The 17,954-nt window shown below is 44.6% G+C and carries 22 protein-coding genes; 13 read left to right on the top strand and 9 right to left on the bottom strand.

Annotated elements, in window-relative coordinates; translation table 11 throughout:
• Nucleotides 1-254 precede the first annotated feature (254 nt).
• From AB4274_RS14155 to AB4274_RS14165, 3 genes are all read right to left on the bottom strand, one after another.
• Nucleotides 255-1,388 carry a flagellin gene (locus tag AB4274_RS14155; RefSeq protein WP_372112385.1) on the bottom strand — a complete coding sequence of 378 codons (1,134 nt, stop codon included), beginning with the start codon at nucleotides 1,386-1,388 and terminating at the stop codon, nucleotides 255-257.
• A 121-nt stretch (nucleotides 1,389-1,509) separates the two neighbouring features.
• The gene (locus tag AB4274_RS14160) at nucleotides 1,510-2,433 is read right to left on the bottom strand and encodes a Dyp-type peroxidase (protein ID WP_137001211.1); all 924 of its coding nucleotides are present in this window, start codon (nucleotides 2,431-2,433) and stop codon (nucleotides 1,510-1,512) included.
• Between the two features lie 65 nt (nucleotides 2,434-2,498).
• Complete coding sequence (locus tag AB4274_RS14165) at nucleotides 2,499-2,960, bottom strand: DUF2919 domain-containing protein (RefSeq protein ID WP_017060696.1); 462 nt, start codon at nucleotides 2,958-2,960, stop codon at nucleotides 2,499-2,501.
• Between the two features lie 109 nt (nucleotides 2,961-3,069).
• Here AB4274_RS14165 and AB4274_RS14170 point away from each other — a divergent pair, with 109 nt between their 5' ends.
• Together AB4274_RS14170 and AB4274_RS14175 are read left to right on the top strand one after the other, a co-directional pair.
• A complete protein-coding gene (locus tag AB4274_RS14170; protein WP_017060697.1) occupies nucleotides 3,070-3,414 on the top strand; it encodes a DUF2956 domain-containing protein in 345 nt (114 codons plus the stop codon).
• Between the two features lie 12 nt (nucleotides 3,415-3,426).
• Nucleotides 3,427-3,759, top strand: a complete 333-nt coding sequence (locus tag AB4274_RS14175; RefSeq protein WP_372074693.1) for a DUF4156 domain-containing protein — start codon at nucleotides 3,427-3,429, stop codon at nucleotides 3,757-3,759.
• Nucleotides 3,760-3,850: 91 nt separating this feature from the next.
• Here AB4274_RS14175 and AB4274_RS14180 read toward each other — a convergent pair whose 3' ends face one another.
• A complete protein-coding gene (locus AB4274_RS14180; protein ID WP_004734273.1) occupies nucleotides 3,851-4,138 on the bottom strand; it encodes a helix-turn-helix domain-containing protein in 288 nt (95 codons plus the stop codon).
• Nucleotides 4,139-4,343: 205 nt separating this feature from the next.
• On the opposite strand from AB4274_RS14180, the gene AB4274_RS14185 reads away from it, so the two are divergent.
• From AB4274_RS14185 to AB4274_RS14200, 4 genes are all read left to right on the top strand, one after another.
• The gene (locus AB4274_RS14185; RefSeq protein WP_017060699.1) at nucleotides 4,344-4,691 is read left to right on the top strand and encodes an ArsC family reductase; all 348 of its coding nucleotides are present in this window, start codon (nucleotides 4,344-4,346) and stop codon (nucleotides 4,689-4,691) included.
• 98 nt (nucleotides 4,692-4,789) lie between these two features.
• The gene (gene dapE, locus AB4274_RS14190) at nucleotides 4,790-5,926 is read left to right on the top strand and encodes a succinyl-diaminopimelate desuccinylase (protein WP_372112387.1); all 1,137 of its coding nucleotides are present in this window, start codon (nucleotides 4,790-4,792) and stop codon (nucleotides 5,924-5,926) included.
• A 45-nt stretch (nucleotides 5,927-5,971) separates the two neighbouring features.
• Nucleotides 5,972-6,646 carry a M15 family metallopeptidase gene (locus tag AB4274_RS14195; RefSeq protein ID WP_017063385.1) on the top strand — a complete coding sequence of 225 codons (675 nt, stop codon included), beginning with the start codon at nucleotides 5,972-5,974 and terminating at the stop codon, nucleotides 6,644-6,646.
• A gap of 8 nt (nucleotides 6,647-6,654) precedes the next feature.
• Nucleotides 6,655-6,864 (top strand): DUF2897 family protein, encoded by a 210-nt coding sequence (locus AB4274_RS14200; RefSeq protein ID WP_017060702.1) that lies wholly within the window; start codon nucleotides 6,655-6,657, stop codon nucleotides 6,862-6,864.
• Nucleotides 6,865-7,025: 161 nt separating this feature from the next.
• Here the strand turns inward: AB4274_RS14200 and bamC are convergent, their stop codons facing one another.
• Complete coding sequence (gene bamC, locus AB4274_RS14205; RefSeq protein WP_372112389.1) at nucleotides 7,026-8,072, bottom strand: outer membrane protein assembly factor BamC; 1,047 nt, start codon at nucleotides 8,070-8,072, stop codon at nucleotides 7,026-7,028.
• Nucleotides 8,073-8,120: 48 nt separating this feature from the next.
• On the bottom strand, nucleotides 8,121-8,999 hold the full coding sequence (gene dapA / locus AB4274_RS14210) for a 4-hydroxy-tetrahydrodipicolinate synthase (protein ID WP_017060704.1): 879 nt from the start codon (nucleotides 8,997-8,999) through the stop codon (nucleotides 8,121-8,123).
• Between the two features lie 354 nt (nucleotides 9,000-9,353).
• Here dapA and AB4274_RS14215 point away from each other — a divergent pair, with 354 nt between their 5' ends.
• Nucleotides 9,354-9,896 (top strand): glycine cleavage system protein R, encoded by a 543-nt coding sequence (locus tag AB4274_RS14215; RefSeq protein ID WP_017060705.1) that lies wholly within the window; start codon nucleotides 9,354-9,356, stop codon nucleotides 9,894-9,896.
• 12 nt (nucleotides 9,897-9,908) lie between these two features.
• Complete coding sequence (gene bcp / locus AB4274_RS14220) at nucleotides 9,909-10,379, top strand: thioredoxin-dependent thiol peroxidase (protein ID WP_017060706.1); 471 nt, start codon at nucleotides 9,909-9,911, stop codon at nucleotides 10,377-10,379.
• Nucleotides 10,380-10,515: 136 nt separating this feature from the next.
• On the opposite strand, the gene AB4274_RS14225 is transcribed toward bcp, so the two are convergent.
• Both AB4274_RS14225 and AB4274_RS14230 read right to left on the bottom strand, forming a co-directional pair.
• Nucleotides 10,516-11,592: an AI-2E family transporter gene (locus AB4274_RS14225; protein WP_017063383.1), complete on the bottom strand. Its 1,077-nt coding sequence runs from the start codon at nucleotides 11,590-11,592 to the stop codon at nucleotides 10,516-10,518.
• The gene (locus AB4274_RS14230) at nucleotides 11,585-11,824 is read right to left on the bottom strand and encodes a sulfurtransferase TusA family protein (protein WP_017060709.1); all 240 of its coding nucleotides are present in this window, start codon (nucleotides 11,822-11,824) and stop codon (nucleotides 11,585-11,587) included. Before AB4274_RS14230 ends, AB4274_RS14225 begins: the two co-directional genes overlap by 8 nt.
• Nucleotides 11,825-12,002: 178 nt before the next feature.
• Here AB4274_RS14230 and AB4274_RS14235 point away from each other — a divergent pair, with 178 nt between their 5' ends.
• The 4 genes from AB4274_RS14235 (at nucleotide 12,003) to AB4274_RS14250 (ending at nucleotide 14,965) form a co-directional block, all read left to right on the top strand.
• Nucleotides 12,003-13,457, top strand: coding sequence for a M48 family metallopeptidase (locus tag AB4274_RS14235; RefSeq protein WP_017060710.1), 1,455 nt, complete (start codon nucleotides 12,003-12,005; stop codon nucleotides 13,455-13,457).
• 123 nt (nucleotides 13,458-13,580) lie between these two features.
• Entirely contained in the window at nucleotides 13,581-13,931 is a 351-nt protein-coding gene (gene arsC, locus AB4274_RS14240) for an arsenate reductase (glutaredoxin) (RefSeq protein ID WP_017060711.1), read from the top strand.
• A 6-nt stretch (nucleotides 13,932-13,937) separates the two neighbouring features.
• A complete protein-coding gene (wrbA, locus tag AB4274_RS14245) occupies nucleotides 13,938-14,531 on the top strand; it encodes an NAD(P)H:quinone oxidoreductase (protein WP_017060712.1) in 594 nt (197 codons plus the stop codon).
• Nucleotides 14,528-14,965: a DUF2069 domain-containing protein gene (locus AB4274_RS14250; protein WP_017060713.1), complete on the top strand. Its 438-nt coding sequence runs from the start codon at nucleotides 14,528-14,530 to the stop codon at nucleotides 14,963-14,965. Before wrbA ends, AB4274_RS14250 begins: the two co-directional genes overlap by 4 nt.
• A 110-nt stretch (nucleotides 14,966-15,075) precedes the next feature.
• Here AB4274_RS14250 and AB4274_RS14255 read toward each other — a convergent pair whose 3' ends face one another.
• Entirely contained in the window at nucleotides 15,076-16,326 is a 1,251-nt protein-coding gene (locus AB4274_RS14255; RefSeq protein ID WP_372112391.1) for a DUF2066 domain-containing protein, read from the bottom strand.
• A gap of 277 nt (nucleotides 16,327-16,603) precedes the next feature.
• Between AB4274_RS14255 and AB4274_RS14260 the strand changes: the two genes are divergently transcribed.
• The gene (locus AB4274_RS14260) at nucleotides 16,604-17,842 is read left to right on the top strand and encodes a uracil-xanthine permease family protein (protein ID WP_017060715.1); all 1,239 of its coding nucleotides are present in this window, start codon (nucleotides 16,604-16,606) and stop codon (nucleotides 17,840-17,842) included.
• Nucleotides 17,843-17,954: the final 112 nt, after the last annotated feature.

Raw genomic sequence — 17,954 nt, forward strand, 5'->3', positions numbered from 1 at the left:
TCTCGGAAAACCAAGTAGTTATCTCTAAGTTACTTTTAATAACGGCGTGATTGGCGAAACCTTTAGGAAAAAAACAACAAATTTAAAGAAATAGCGGTAAAACAGAAGAAAGCGTGACTGGTCGTAAAATTATCGAAAAAAGATGAGAAAATCGCTAAAGTTGCCGGGAAGTCAGTCGAGTGAGAAATTGTATTTTTATTCGCCAAAAAGCACCGGCCAAGCTGAAATGCTTTTATAAGATTGTAGGTAATTCATTAACCTAATAACGTTAAAGCTAGATTCGGCGCTTGCTTGGCTTGAGCGAGTATCGTTGTGCTCACTTGCTGCAGTATTTGTTGCTTGAGCATTTGAGTGGTTTCTTTGGCGTAGTCGGTATCTTTGATTCGACTGTTTGATGTCGCCAAATTCTCATGAACGTTTTCAAGATTGTTAATGGCATGATCAAAGCGGTTTTGCATTGCCCCTAATTCAGAGCGATGGCTATCGACATACTTCATCGCCGTATCCAAAATAGAGACGGCGCGCTGAGCACCACCCACATCCGTTACATTGATGTCATTAACTGACTCGTAATAGCCCGCTGACATCGAAAGCTCACTGGCTAATGAACCTGAAAAAGAGATGGTACCCGCGGTATCTTCACCTGACATATAAATCTGAAGTTGTCCGTCATCATTAACAGAAGCCGATAAGAGATCCGTTTGACCATTAATGTAAGTCGCCAACTCTTCGATATCATCGCCCGCTTTCGCGTTGATGGTGATCTCTTGTGGCTGACCAAAACGATCGGTAAACGACATCGTCATATCATTCTGGTTTGATTTCACTTCCCATGAATCACTGGCCATGCCATTAGCAACGTAGCTAAAGCCGCCCATGTTGATGTCATCAGTACGCATGCTTTTCAAACCAATCTGCACAGCTTCGCCCGAACTGCCGCCGATTTGAAACGAGGTGTGCCCAAAACTGCCGTTAAGGAGTTTTTTACCACCGAATGAAGTGGTTTCGGCAATTCGATTCAGCTCGTCATTTAACGCGGTGACTTCTTCTTGAATAGCGATTCGTTCCGATGAACTATTCGAGCCGTTACTCGCTTGTAGGGATAAGTCTCGCATGCGCTGCATGATATTAGTGGTTTCATTCATCGCCCCTTCTGCAGTCTGCATAATGGAGATACCGTCGTTAGCATTTCGAACAGCAACATCAATGCCACTCATCTGTGCTTCTAATCGATTTGAGTTCTGTAAGCCAGCCGCATCGTCTTTTGCACTATTAATACGGCTCCCTGAAGCTAAGCGCTCCAAAGATTGGTTCAGCATGTTATTAGCGTTAGAGAGGTTTCTCTGAGCCACTAACGCCGAGACATTCGTATTGACAGTTATAGCCATAGACCTTCGCTTACAAAAAGATGAATAAAACTCACGATTGCTCTTATATCGACCAGTTCATATAAAGCTTTAATAAAAAAGGAGCCCTGAGGCTCCCTTTCTTTGCTGCAGATGAGGTGATTTACTTAATCGTTAATGCACTCAACATCTCAGTTGAAGGAGCAAAGTAATACGCGCCAGTCACCGCTTTAGTAAAGCGAAGCAGTTGGTCTGTTTTGCCATCAGTTACGCCGTACATGCTCTCTAACATCGCATCGAAGTTATGACGAACGTTACAGTAAGCAATGAACAATAAGCCGTGGTCGCCCGTAGCAGTACCGTAAGGTAGACTGTGGCGAACAATCTTAAGCCCCTTGCCTTCTTCTTTGATATCCACACGGCCAACGTGAGACGCCGCAGGAACATCATCTAACTCAATTGAATCAGGTTTAGTTCGGCCAATCACTTTCTCTTGTGCCGATACATTCAAACGATTCCAAGCTGGCAGGTTATGCACAAAACGCTGCACCATTACATAACTACCACCAGCGAATTCACCCTCAGGCACAATAGCGACTTCAGCACGTTGTGCGTCTTTCGGGTTTTCAGTGCCATCAACAAAGTCTGTCATGTCACGAGAGTCTAGGAAGCGATAACCATAAGTTTCATCAACCACTTCAACATCAGCTGCTACTTCAGATAGCAATTTACGCAAGATAAAGAAGTGCAGATCATGTCGGTTTGAATGACAGTGAATCAGAACGTCAGACAGTGTGCTCGGTGCTGTGATATCACCTTCACCCAGCACAGGGAAGTCGATCAAATCAGCGGGCGCTGCTTGCTCGAACCTATCCCAAAAAGCTTTTGAGAACGCAACCGATGCCGTTAAGTTCGCATCAGGCTGAGTTTGGTTTAGTTCGTCGATTAGAGTCGGAAGCTTTTGAATTTCTGCTAGTACATTAGCAGTATTAGCGTTCACTTTAAGTTGAACGTAAAGCGCGAAAGGCCCAGCTTCAGGCAAAATAGCACTTTGAACGTTAGGCTGCTCATTTGAAACATTAAGCATAGATTATTCCTTCCAGTTTTAGCTTCTAAGTATAATTGTGAATGGGACAAATGTTTTGATGAGAATCAGTCTTCGAGCTCAACCACTTTAAAGCAATCCCTTGCAGCATGGCTATTGGTTAGATAAAGCGCTAACCACAGCAGCAACAATAGGGTGATGCCATTTGACCAACGGAACCATCCGTTATCCAAATAGATTAAATAAATCGTATGGGAGCCCTGTGCCAAGATAGCCATCATGGTAACCCAACGTCCCCATGACACGACTTTGTTAAGGCGCTTTCTATCTGGCGATCTTAGCCCAAATAACCACATCAGCAGCAAACTAGGCACACTCAACGCGATCCCGACATAAAACATCTGATGGTCTGGGTAGATTATCTCAAGAATATCGGTTCCCGATTCTCGGCTTGCGCCTGCAACAATGAAAACGACCAAGGCTTTCGCAAGAAACAACCAACCTAGCCAGAGCAAGATTGGAGCTTTCAAAAAGCCGTGCTTGTCGTATTGTTCTATGGAGTACCGCACAAATCTCACTTTCACTTATTTTCAAACCAACACTTTAACGCAAATCATTCATACTTAACTAGCTTTGCGTTATCTTAGTAGCCAATCCGTTTTAATTGTCGAACTCAGTATGAAAAACAAAACTAATACGCCCTCTGTTGAATCTCAACAGGAAGCACTGAAGATAGCCAAAGCGACTCAAAAGCCAGCTCAAACCAAAGAACAAACTAAACTGATTGCTCAGGGTATCGAGAAAGGCATCGCACTGTACAAGAAACAGCAAAAAGAACGCAGCCGCCAAGCCGATAAAGCGAAGAAGCGCGTACAGAAAGAAAAACAGACTCAACAAGCTAATCAACACCAAGAAGACACGATCGAAACAAGTGTTGAAACACCATCAAATCACGCCACTAAACTGCCGTGGTTACTACTGTTCGCAAGCTGGGTAGGCTTCGCGATTTATTTGATGCAATAGCAGGGTAAACGTATGAAAAAGGAATTAGTCGCTTTGGCTATGAGTAGCGTGTTACTCGGTTGCACGACACCGACATCAACGCCTCATAGCGAAGCTGCCAACGTGCAAATGGATTACCATGGCGTGATTAATATCGATAAATGTCAGTATAAAGGGGAAGTCACAGGCAGCGAAGGCCATTGGTACAACTACCTGTTTTACCCAAATGACACATTGATTCAAGGCGCCATGAATCAACTCAAGTCGAATACGATTGAGCTAGGCGCAGATACCGTGATATTCACACTTCCCCAAGATTTTTCCACATCCGTGACTATGCTGGGAACTGCCTATCTGTGTAAGTAAATAGAAACGTAATGGGGTAGCTCACAACTCATATTAGCGAGATGCTCCCTACTATTTCTATTCTAAAAAAAGAAAGCCAGCTTTCGCTGGCTTATGCACTAAATCCAAGGCTTGTTGCTATATCGCCTTTACGCTGGATAACCCATTGACTGTCAAATGGCCCCCAGTCGGATAACTGGTAATAGCCATCATTATGACGTCGCCCATCTTGAACAAACATAAGTTCGATACCGATCCCCGGTAACGCCTTGAGTACATCTTGAATAGTACGACGAGGCCACCCCGTTTTTTCGATGAGTTTAGGCACATTTGGCCTATCAAGGCTTTCCACTAACAATGCTAAATATAGCCGCCTTGCAAAAACAGGACTCAACTCCATTGACACCTCCTATATATGTGCAGCTCAATTATTTCTTTTTTCGCTGACAACATGTTGAGGCTGATCAATAAGTCTCCAATAGTGACATTTTCTTACGCTTTTTTTTCACTCTATGAAATATTCATCACTCTATTTTGTCTGAGTTGCTGCTTCCTGATAGGATTCAACTCATAACAATGAAATAAAATCACTCAAAGGAAGAATAATGACTATCACCATGTTTGGTATCCCAAATTGCGACACCATTAAAAAAGCAAAGAAATGGCTCGAAGCTGAAGGTATCGAGTTCGAATTTCACGATTATCGCAAACAAGGCATCACAGAAGAGCTAGTAACAAGCTTCTGCTCTGAGCTAGGTTGGGAGCTTGTGCTAAACAAACGTGGTACGACTTATCGCCAACTTTCTCAAGAACAGAAAGACACCCTAACAGAAGAAAAAGCGGTGACTTTGCTTGTTGAACAACCTGCAATGATCAAGCGCCCAATCTTAAAAGTTGAGGGGAAGCTTCACATCGGATTTAAAGCCGACCAATACGCGGCTATTTTTGCTTAGATCGTTGTATTTACATAGACAGACAACAGGACGTTGATCAGTGAATCAGCGCCTAAAAATTAATGACTAGACGTTTTATTTAAACAAGGAATTCAAGGATGACAGATAGCCCAACTTTGGCTCTGGCAAAAGACCTAATCAGCCGTCAATCGGTAACACCAGAAGATGCAGGCTGCCAAGACCTGATGATTGAACGCTTAAAAGCACTCGGTTTTGAAATCGAAGTGATGGTATTTGAAGATACGACCAACTTCTGGGCTCGTCGTGGTACTGAAGCGCCTCTGTTTGCTTTTGCTGGTCACACTGATGTGGTACCTGCAGGCCCAATCGAACAGTGGAACACTAAGCCATTCGAACCGACTATCGTAGACGGTTTCCTACATGGCCGTGGCGCTGCTGATATGAAAGGCTCTCTGGCTTCAATGATTGTTGCCGTCGAGCAGTTCATTGCCAAACACCCAGACCACACAGGCTCAATTGGTTTCCTGATCACTTCAGATGAGGAAGGTCCTTTCATCAACGGTACTGTACGTGTTGTTGAAGCATTAATGGCGCGCGGTGAAAACATCGATATGTGTATCGTTGGTGAACCATCGAGCACTGAGTTCGTGGGTGATGTCGTGAAGAACGGCCGTCGTGGCTCTATCACTGGCGACCTAACGATTAAAGGCACACAAGGTCATGTTGCCTACCCTCACCTAGCAAACAACCCAGTACACAGCTCTCTGCTTGCTATTAATGAGCTAGCAACAACTGAGTGGGATAAAGGTAATGATTACTTCCCGCCAACCAGTTTCCAAATTCCAAATGTGAGTGCGGGTACTGGTGCTTCAAACGTGATCCCTGGTGAGTTTAATGTTCAGTTTAACCTACGCTTTAGTACAGAGTTAAGCAACGACATCATCGTTGAGCGCATCACAACGACACTCGACAAGTATGATTTCGAATACGACCTAAGATGGACATTCAATGGCGACCCGTTCTTAACAGACGCAGGTTCACTGCTTGATGCTATTGTTGATGCAGTGGGTCACGTCAATGATGTGAAACCAGCACTGCTAACGACTGGCGGTACATCTGATGGTCGCTTTATTGCACGTATGAGCGGACAAGTGGTTGAACTAGGCCCTGTGAATGCAACGATTCACAAGGTTAACGAATGCGTGAAGGTAGCCGATTTAGAAAAGCTAACTGACATGTACGAAAGAACATTAGTGAACCTATTCGCTAAATAGTCTTTCATCAGCGATTCATAGCATCCAATTATTGAGAGACTCGTTATGACACCAGAGCAGCTTACCGGACAATCAGATTCTCATCTAGAGCCTAGCCTGATCGGCACCAAGACCTTCTTGGTCCACAGTGAGGTTAAGAATGACCTGAATAATTTGATTGAAGCTGCTCAGCTCGCTGGTTTTAAAATGGAGATTGCCAGTGGCTTTCGCGACTATGAAAGGCAATCTCTGATTTGGAACCGTAAGTTTTCTGGCGAAGCTCCGATATTAGATTCAGAAAGCCAACCTCTTGATGCTTCAAAACTGACCGAACAACAAAAGCTATCGGCTATCCTGAGATGGTCTGCGCTTCCCGGCGCGAGTCGTCATCATTGGGGTTGTGACTTCGATGTCTTTGCTCGTAACCACTTACCTGAAGGCATACATCTGCAATTAGAACCATGGGAATACCTTACAGGCCACCAGCAATCGTTTTACCAATGGCTATCAGTTCATGCTGCACAATTTGGTTTCTTCTTTCCTTACAGCCAAGATTTGGGTGGTGTGGCGATCGAACCATGGCATATCAGCCATCGCAAAGTATCGGAGTCGTGTTTATCACAGTTATCTCCGACTTTACTTGGCAAGCAACTCCAATCTAAGCCAGTATTAGGGTATGAGATTATTATGGAGCAGCTAGACGAGATCTATGCACGCTTCGTAGCGAATATCAGTCATTAGGAGCGCTTATGTTGGAGTGGCTTACAAACCCTTGGGTTATCATCATCATCGTAGTTAGCGTTGTTGTGGGTAACATCGCAGCGCTCAAACAGACAGCCAATATGGATCTGACGGGGCGTGGTAAAACTGAGCGAGATTTAGATAAGCTCAATCGCTCGGATAAACTTAACCAAGAGAAAGCTGAAAAAGAAGAATCCAAAGACAATAAAGACGCATAGCCTTTTGCTTTGGCTAATCAGCTTGATTGACCAATTTTGATTGACCAATGTAGCCTGATGACAACGAATACAATAAAAAAGAGGACACAGTGTGTCCTCTTTTTTATTTGCTTTTGCTAATCACAAGGCTGATTTAACTCAGCTTGTGACGGCTTGAATGACTACTCAGCTTTCGCTTCTTTGTCATCTTTGGTTTGGTCAGCAATATGCGCTAATACCGGAACCATAGACTTAAGCAGCTCTTCTTCTACTGGCTTACCTGATGGATCCGTTACGTTGATTGACGTACGGTTGCCAAGGTCACCAAATAGGAAGTTGTAAGTGCCTGGCGCTAAGTCGATAGGCTGTAGGCCAATTTCTTCCCAGAACTCATCATCTGGTGCTGCGTACTTCGCCTTCACCGTACCCTGAGATTGATTGCGTTCTTCAAGCTCAAAGCCCATTTCAGGCAACAAGTTAGGCAGACGCTGCCAGAATACATTGTATGGCGTACGAGCAATAATCACAGGGAAACCACTACGGTCAGCACCCATTGAAATTGGAATACGCTTCACCAACTCTTGCGCTTTCAGCGCCGCTTCAGCACGAAGGTTTTCATCGTACTTAGCCATAACTAGGTTGGTCAGGAACGCGTTGTAACGCTCTTTATTGGTTGCCGTTACTGTTTTCTCTTCAGTACCTTCACGCCAATCAATCAGATTAATCTTGAAGCCATGACGGTTGTTTGCTTGGAAGCGAGAGATAGAGTAACGACTACCAATCTCTACGTCTTCATCTTCAGAAACCCAAGTTACCCAATCGGTCTCAATCTCATTCTCTGATTGCTCACGAATACCAATACCACGTTGAGCCAGCATATCTACAGCCGTTTGCCACACGCGGTCTGCCTCTTCTGCGCGAAGAAGCCATAGTGTCACTTCACCGTTTTGACGCTCAGCACGAGCACCCGGGATCAGTTCAAGAACCTGTTGCGGTGGACGAATATCCACTTCACGACCAGTACCACCACTGAATTCACCGCTTGGGATGTCAAAATTTGGGTAGAACTGAGGCTGAGCATCTACAGGCAATTGCCATTGTGAAAACTCAGGTGTTTCTAAGTATTCGAAATCATCTTTGGCTTGGCGACGTTGAGTCGGGTTGCCAGAACATGCTGTAAGAACGAAAACAGCCAGTGACCCAATCACTAGCTGGTGAGAATACTTCATTTATACTCCTAAATGCCGAAGGTTCGCTTCGGCATCACTTCATACGTTTTAGTAAATGCACGCTTCAGTCATTGCTTGAGCAACAACAGGTTGAGCTGGCTCTGACAGTTCAGTCAGCGGTAGACGTAAGCCACCTTCAGCAATCAGACCCATTTTATGAACCGCCCATTTTACGGGAATAGGGTTAGACTCAACGAACAAATTCTTATGTAGAGGCATCAAACGCTCATTGATCGCTTCCGCTTCTTCAAACTTACCTTCTTTTGCTAGCTTGAACATGGTTGCCATATCAGCGGCTGCAACATTGTTCGTTACAGAGATCACGCCATCGCCACCACGCTTAACAAATTCTAGGCCTGTTAAGTCATCACCACTTAGTAAGATAAAGTCTTCGCCACAAAGTTCACGGTGAATTGCAATTCTGTCGAGATCACCCGTCGCATCTTTCAGTGCAACGATGTTTTCGATCTCAGCAAGACGAGCAACCGTTTCTGGCAACAAGTCTACCGCAGTACGACCTGGAACATTGTATAGAATTTGTGGAACGTCACTGACTTCAGCAATCGCTTTGTAGTGTTGGTACAAACCTTCTTGAGTCGGTTTGTTGTAGTAAGGCGTTACGCTCAGGCAACCAGCAATACCAGAACCATTCAACAAACGGCTGAATAGAACAGATTCATGAGTTGCATTTGCACCTGTACCAGCGATAACGGGAATACGACCATCAGCAAATTCAACGATCTTGTTGACGACTTTGACATGCTCTTCAATAGTGAGTGTTGAAGACTCACCTGTTGTGCCAACCGCAACCAGACCATCACTACCTGCAGCAATATGGTGCTCAACTAACTTTTTAAGGCTGTCGAAATCCACTTCACCATCTGTATTAAATGGCGTAACTAGCGCAACGATACTTCCTGAAAACATGTCTATCTCCCTTAATTTATTCTTTTTGCATGTTACTGTAAGCCAATCAATAAACACAAGACATTAAAGTGGCTTACCGGCAACATCTGCATTAAATATTGTCGTATGTTTGAGGTAAAACGACTTCTAACGGTGTTCTACCTAGAATTTGGGTAACCTGCACTCAATCTAGCGGATAGCACATCACTTGTCAGTAACAAGTAAGCTGTGCTCTCATCGCTCTATCTCATTTTTTAACGCGCTCGATATTCTTATCATTGGTTGCACACATAAAAAGCCCCGCACGCACGCTTATTCCACGAGCTAACTGTGCTAACATGCATGAATCAATGGAATATAAAGAGACGTGATTTTATGACTCAACATCTAGTAATCACAGCTGTGGGCACTGATCGCCCAGGTGTATGCAACCAAGTGGTTCATTTAGTCACCCAATCAGGCTGTAACATTATTGATAGCCGTATCGCCCTGTTTGGCGAAGAATTTACGCTTATCATGCTGCTGTCTGGAAAGGCAAACAACATTACCCGCGTTGAAACCACCTTGCCGTTGCTTGGACAAGAGCACGACTTGATTACGATTATGAAGCGAACCTCAACTCATGATGTTATTGAGAACTCTTACACAGTAGAGGTGTTCGTTGAGTCAGACGATAAAATCGGACTTACTGAGCAGTTTACCCAGTTCTTCGCAGACCGAAACATCGGCCTCGATTCGTTAAGTGCACGAACCATCAATAAATCTAAGGTTCAACTCGACAACGACCAATTCCATATCTCTATTACCGCTTCTGTGCAATCAGAATGTAACTTGATGCAGCTACAAGAAGAATTCGATTCGCTGTGTCAGAGCCTATCAGTCCAAGGCTCGCTCAACTTTATCAAAAACAGTCTTTAAAAAGGAAATGTCATGAATACGCTAACGGCTGGTGTTCCAGCACCTGCTTTTTCTCTTCCAGATCAAGATGGCAATATCGTATCTCTTGGTGACTTCAAAGGTAAAAAAGTACTTTTCTATTTTTACCCTAAAGCAATGACTCCAGGTTGTATTGTGCAAGCGGAAGGCCTGCGTGATATCAAAACACAGCTTGATGACCTAAACGTGGTTGTTCTAGGTGTGAGTGTTGACCCAGTAAAACGTCTACCAAACTTCGTTGAGAAGAAATCTCTAAACTTCACCCTGCTATCTGATGAAGACCACAGCGTTGCTGAACAGTTTGGCGTTTGGGGCGAGAAAAAATTCATGGGTAAAATCTACGACGGTCTGCACCGTATTAGCTTCCTAATTGATGAAGAAGGTCAGATTGAACATGTCTTCAACAAGTTCAAGACTAAGACTCACCACGAAGTGGTTCTAGATTACTTCAATCAAGAAGCTTAAGGGCGATTTGAGTGAGTTAATGACTTAGATTCACCACTCTCTAAGGCAAGAGCAACACTCATTAAGCTAATGATTAAGCTAAGAGCAAAAAGGCCGAACATCATGGATGTTCGGCCTTTTTCTATAACAAGATCAATTACTTTTGATGTTCGGGGTCATCGTCTAATGCGTGACTCGGTAAAGCATTCCAAACCGCCTTAACTAACGTTGCCAACGGGATAGCAAAGAACACGCCCCAGAATCCCCACAACCCACCAAACACTAACACGGCAACAATAATAGCCACTGGGTGCAGGTTCACCGCTTCAGAGAAAAGAACCGGAACGAGCACGTTACCATCTAGCGCTTGGATAATACCGTAAGCGAGAAGCAACCAGTAAAACTGAGGCTCTAATCCCCACTGGAACAGACCAACGATCGCTACCGGAACAGTCACAGCTGCCGCACCGATATAAGGGATCAGTACCGAGAAACCAACCGCGACAGCCAACAAGACTGAATAACGCAGATCCAGAATCGCAAAGGTTACGTAGCTGACACCACCAACAATTAAAATCTCTAAGACTTTACCGCGAATGTAGTTCGAGATTTGCTGGTTCATCTCTTCCCATACTTTGGTCGCTAAACGACGATTTCGAGGAAGTACACCGCTCGCCATTCTGATCATCTCTTCTTTGTCTTTTAACAAGAAGAAAATAAGCAGTGGTACAAGAATCAAGTAAACCGCTAAGGTCGCTAAGCTCACAAGAGAAGCAAGAGAACCTTTGACAACACTTTCACCAAAACCTAACGCTTTGTTCTTGGCGTTAGACATAATGGACTCAACGATCTGCAGGTTAGCTAATTCTGGATAGCGTTCAGGAATCGTCGCAATGAAGTTTTGCAAGCTGCCATACATGCTTGGGATATCATTAATTAGATTGCCCACTTGTTGCCAAATGGTTGGTACCAAGCCAAAGATCGCAAGTAGCATCACGCTAAAGAACATCATGATCACCAACATCACCGAAGGCGTTCTTGGAACACCGAGTCTTTGAAGTTGGGTAACAGGCCACTCAAGCAAATAAGCCAACACAATTGCAACCAAGAGTGGCGCAATTAGGTGACCAAAGAAGTAGATCGTAATAAAGCCGAAGAGAATGATGGCAACCAAACTGACAGCATGGGGATCAGAGAAACGTCGTTTATACCAACGATTGACCATTTCAAGCATCTGACTGCAATTCCTTTTTAGTGACGAGGAGATGATGGTAATTAGAGCAAACCTCAGTGATGACGTCATAGGCTTGCTTAGACAAATAAGTAACAATATCTTTCATCGAACTGTTATCAGACACATAAATTGACAATGACTGCCCTACTTCTAACTTTACACTGTGACGCTTGGCTAATAATAGCGCCATTGGACAGCGCTCTTGGCGTAAATCTAGAATATTAGGTGTCATTCTTGAGCTCGATGCTTATTATAAGGGTCGTATTGTAATCTGTTTTTGAAAACGCGCCATCATTCATTCATCCTCCTTCATGATAGCGCACGCACTTGGCAAAGGTTAAATCAGATAAAGAACCAATTTCCATTGCACTTGTCTTACTGTCAGAAGAAACGGAGTATTACTGACTAATATGTTTAAACGCGCTCGCTCAATTGCTTGCTTATGCATCGCAGCTACATTAAGCACCCCAACTATGGCGAATACCAATAGTTTGGAGCTACCAGATATCGGTACCGCTGCTGGCGGCACACTCACTATCGACCAAGAGCTTATCTATGGTGATGCCTACATGCGCATCATCAGAAGTAGCCAGCCTATCGTAAACGACCCAGTTCTAAATCTATATATTGATACTCTTGGCCATCGTCTGGTCGCGAACGCAAATGATGTAAAGACACCTTTCCAGTTCTTTATGATCCGTGACCGCAACATCAACGCCTTTGCTTTCTTTGGTGGTTATGTTGCTTTGCACTCAGGTCTATTCCTGCATGCACAATCTGAAAGTGAATTAGCTTCTGTATTAGCGCACGAAATCGCGCACGTAACCCAACGTCACTTAGCGCGTAGTATGGAAGACCAAGCGCGCCGCTCTCCAGCAACCATTGCAGCGCTAGCAGCCTCTGTATTACTGGCAATTGCAGCTCCTGAAGCCGGCATTGCAGCCCTAACGGCAACGACTGCGGGTAATATGCAAAGCCAAATCAACTACACCCGTAGTAATGAAAAAGAAGCCGACCGCTTTGGTATCAACACGCTAGCAAAAGCTGGGTTTGATGTGAATGCGATGCCACGTTTCTTTGGCCGTTTAGCTGATGAATATCGCTATGCGAGCACACCACCGCCAATGCTACTGACTCACCCATTACCAGAAGACCGAATTACCGATTCACGTGCTCGTGCTCGTAGTTACCCGCCACTGAAACTGGCTCCCTCTCTGGACTACCACCTAGCAAGAGCCCGCATTGTTGCGCGCTATGCTGGCATTAATAATGATGCTGCTCTTGATTGGTTTGAGCGTCAGCTAAAGAAAGCCCCTAAAGCTTTGGTTCCGTCATTAGAATATGGCCAAGCACTGGTTTACCTAGACTCTAAAAAATTAGACAAAGCAGAGCCCATCCTGAACAAGCTGATTAACAGCGATCCAACCAACCTGTTTTATCTAGATGCTATTTCGGATCTGCACATCGAGAAGAAGCAGCCTGAGATTGCGATTAAAGAACTTAAATCGGCACTGGTTCGTCAACCAAACAACCCGGTTCTGACCATTAACTACGCCAACGCACTGATTGAAAATGAAGATCTTCAAGAAGCGGTTCGCGTATTGCAGCGTTACACGCACGATAACCCGAATGACACCAATGGCTGGCACTTACTTTCAAAAGTAAATACGAGCCTTGGTAATAGCGACGAAGAACTGGCTGCTCGTGCAGAAATTTTGGCACTGCAAGCCAACTGGAACAAAGCGATTCAGTACTACACGCAAGCAAGCCAAATCGCAGAATTAGGAAGCCTAAAACAAGCACGCTACGACGCTCGAATTGATCAGCTAATGATTCAACGAGAGCGCTTCTTGTCGCTACAATAGAGTGTTTACTGGTAACGCTCGTTGCCAGTATAAAAAGAAAGCTCAACGTTACACAAAAAAAAGAAGTCACCTATGGTGGCTTCAGCTAAACAATTAAATCAAAAATAATAATGAGGAAGAACCATGTCTGTCGTGATTTATCATAACCCACGCTGCTCAAAGAGCCGTCAAACTCTAGAAGTGCTTCAGGAAAACGGCGTACAGCCAGAGGTAATCAAATACCTAGAGACTCCGTTAACAGTTGAACAGCTGAAAGTACTGTTCACTCAGCTTGGTTTTGACAGTGTTCGCGACATGATGCGCACCAAAGAAGCGGACTACAAAGAAGCAAACCTTGGCGATGCTTCAGTTACTGATGAAGATCTTTTCGCCGCGATGGCAACCAATCCAAAACTGTTTGAGCGCCCAGTCGTTGTCGCGAACAACAAAGCAAAAATTGGTCGTCCACCAGAGCAAGTGCTAGAGATTCTGTAATCCAATATGAGCATTAACATTCTTGTTCTTTATTACAGTCGCCACGGCAACACACAAGCTCTAGCAAGGCAGATTGCACGAGGGGTTGAGTCTATCCCAAACTGTGAAGCTATGCTAAGGACGGTGAACGACGTGTACACAGTAGAAGAGCAGCCTGATTCGCGTTATCAACCAACCGATCCTATTGCCTCGTTACAAGAACTTCGATCTTGTGATGGTTTGGCGCTAGGCAGTCCGGTTTGGTTTGGTAACATGGCCGGGCCAATGAAGCACTTTTGGGATAGCACGACATCAATGTGGATCAATGGTGATCTCATCGATAAGCCAGGTTGTGTATTTACCTCTTCTTCATCATTGCATGGTGGTCAAGAGACAACACAACAAAGCATGATGTTGCCCCTGCTTCATCACGGCATGTTAGTCGTGGGCATCCCCTACTCAGAACCGGCGCTGCACACCACTCAAACTGGTGGTACGCCTTATGGTGCAAGCAGTACTGGAGAGAGCGCTTCACTTAGCAAAGAAGAGATTGAGTTGGCGCAAAACCTAGGTAAACGCCTAGCGCGCATCGCAATAAATCAGAAGGGAATTTCTCAATGATGTATATGCCAGAGAAGGCTATGTCTCCCAAAACCAAGCTATTTCGCTACCTTGCTTTAGCGGGCAACTTGTCGCTTTTATTCTGGGTGGTGGCTTGGCAGATGACGCTTTCACCGCACCCTCATCTCAGTAATGTCACACTGGCGATTGCTTGGGCTATCCCGCTGTTATTGCCATTACCGGGCATTTTAGCAGGAAAACCTTATACGCACGCATGGGCAAATTTCGTCTTGATGCTCTATTTCCTACACGCATTAACTATCTTGTATGTAGACGATGGTGAACGTTTATTAGCGGCTGTAGAACTGCTTCTGACGACTCTAGGTTTCGCGGGCAATATCTTATTTACTCGCTTTAGAGCCAAAGAGTTAGGCATCAAGTTGAAGCGTCTTTCTGAAGTAGAAAAGAGAGAAAAAGCTAAGTTCGAGCAATAATATTGAGCCCATGCTTTTAAACTGACCGCTTACAAACAAAAAGCCCTGCGAGATTGCTCTTGCAGGGCTTTTTTCAAGTTTTCATTTCAATCAGTCATGTCAGTTGACAATTATGAGCGAACCCACTCGTATACCAAGCTTGGCTTAGCATGTACTGGCGCAGTGATGGTTAGATCTTCTGTACTAGAATCCTCTAACGTTGCGTCAGGCGTATTCGTTAGCTCAGATACCTCGTTGCCCTTAATCACTTGTACGCCTGAGTCAGTTTCGTCACCAACGACTTCAGCAGCGTCTGTTGAATCATCACCTACAGACATTGTGTTGTCTTGAGTTTCAAATTCAGGGCTCACTTCAGGCTCAATGTAAGATTCTTCAACCTTCGCAACTTGGCGAATACTTGCTACTTCTTGCTCAAACTCTTGTTGAGTCGACAATAAGTGAATTCGGAAAGTGACTTCGTTGTTCTGAATCTTCAGAATATCTAGGCTTGCCACCGAGTTTAGACGCTTAAGTGCGTTCTCTAACTGGAAGAAGTCTTGAGCATTATTCAGGCTAATAAACTGCGTTAAAATCGATTCTGATGACTCACTCGCTACCGTCACAGCACTTTTGCCTGCGTAGTAGTTACTGATTTGGTCAACTAACTTCTTAGAAGTCGTGTCGCTGTTACCCGATAGTGAACCACTTACAGGCGATGTTGGTGCACTCGTCAATTGACTTGGCTTTTGATCGTATAGAGCCCAACGTAGGCCTGAAGATTGAGCCTTTATCACCAACACAGCATCAACAGGATAACGCTGACTCGCTTTACTGATTGGCGTAACAAAGCTACCCCACAAATCAGAAGTCGCAATACCCGTAATATCGTCAAAGTCACCCACAGGCAGCGTTAGAGGCAAGCCACGCTCTTTTGCGTTAGCTTGTAAGCTAGCTGCTAACTGTGAGTTAGAGTGTTCCCATACGATGTTCTTGTCGTAGTTGTCCTCTTCCACAAGCCAAACAAGGATGTTTGAACGCGTGTCAGGCCAGTAAGGTAACTGTGCTTGAGTCAACAGAGAACGGATTTGAGCACCGTTAAAACGCATACGCAATGTTGATTGGTCATTGCTTTCGCCAAAACTCATTTGAGACATGTACTGCGAACTCTTGCGCATCGCCTTTTGAATCGTCTCATTCGAAGCGACATCAGTTTGGCCAGTCGCACGTATCAATACCTGCTCCATACCTGTATTTCTTGCCACTTGTTCTGGCTGTTTGTCTTCAGCGTTAATCGCAACTTCAGCACTAAAAATATCTACTTGAGTTAAGGCATAACTCGGAGAGGCTAATAGTCCCATCAACAACAATGCTATGTAGCGCATACTGATCCTAATATTCAAATCTTGTGCCTAGATGATAAGCAACTATGGATTGAGGGGCAAGGTCGATAGCGCCCACTGTGTTTAATAACCACAAAATATCACCTGGCCATGATAAATCGCTCACTTATAAACTGAATTTCTAGGGCTTAGATGGATATAAAACATCACTAAGATAAATAAATTTGATCTATTTGGTGTAGCAATCGATTGCCAAGTGATAGAATCCCGCGAATTTTATTTTTCGCTTTTCATATAACGACCATTTTAAGGACATAACATGAAAAATGCTCTGCAAGGTGCGCAAATGCTGTTTGTAGCATTTGGTGCGCTTGTACTCGTGCCGCTACTAACAGGACTTGACCCCAACGTTGCACTCTTTGGCGCAGGTATCGGTACCCTTTTATTCCAACTTATTACACGCCGTTCAGTGCCAATCTTCTTAGCATCTTCTTTTGCATTCATCGCGCCTATCATGTTTGGTATTCAAACTTGGGGTGTCGGTGCAACCATGGGCGGCCTAATGGCGGCAGGTGTTGTGTATGTACTAATGGGCGCGTTAATTAAAGTTCGTGGCGTTGGCTTCATCCATAAACTGCTTCCACCAGTCGTTGTTGGCCCTGTGATCATGGTTATCGGTTTAGGTCTTGCACCTGTTGCAGTTAACATGGCGCTAGGTAAGACAGGCGATGGTGCGGTTCAGCTTGTTGATGCAGACGCTGCCCTGTGGATCTCTTCGATTTCACTGTTAGTGACGATTGTCATCAGTGTGTTTTCAAAAGGCTTCCTTAAGCTACTGCCAATCTTCGGTGGTATTGTTGCGGGTTACATCACCAGCTTGGTATACGGCGCGGTAGACTTCACTCCAGTAGCGCAAGCATCTTGGTTAGCACTGCCAAACTTCACAACGCCAGAGTTCAACATCAACGCTATCTTTTTTATGGTATTTGTCGCGATTGCACCTGCCGTTGAACACGTAGGTGATATGCTTGCGATATCTAACGTGACCGGTAAAGACTACCTTAAAAAACCAGGTTTACACCGCACTATTACTGGCGACGGTGTGGCAACCATTGCCGCTTCAATGCTGGGCGCGCCGCCAAACACTACGTACAGTGAAGTAACAGGCGCAGTAATGCTTACCAAAGCATTCAACCCTGTGATCATGACTTGGGCTGCAGTTACTGCCATCGTTCTTGCATTAGTTGGTAAGCTAGGCGCACTACTTCAAACGATTCCGGTTCCAGTAATGGGCGGCATCATGATTCTACTGTTTGGCTCTATCGCAACCGTTGGTCTTAACACGCTAATCAAAAACAATGTTGACCTACACAAATCACGTAACCTTGTGATTGTGGGCATTACTTTAGTCTTTGGTATTGGCGGCATGGCCTTTGGTATCGGTGACTTTAGCCTACAGGGCGTAAGCTTGTGCGGTATCGTTGCGATTCTACTTAACCTAGTACTTCCAGAAGAGCTAGGTGACAACACTGTGGTAGATAAAGCTCAAATCGATTAATGAGTCGGTAAGGCTAGATTCCAAAGAATCACAACCTAACAAGATCAAAAAAGGGAGAGCATCGAATGCTCTCCCTTTTTATTAATACCGTTAATTCAGCGAGTTAAGGAAC

This window comes from Vibrio sp. 10N.261.55.A10, from assembly GCF_041470825.1.
GTDB classification, from domain to species: domain Bacteria; phylum Pseudomonadota; class Gammaproteobacteria; order Enterobacterales; family Vibrionaceae; genus Vibrio; species Vibrio crassostreae_C.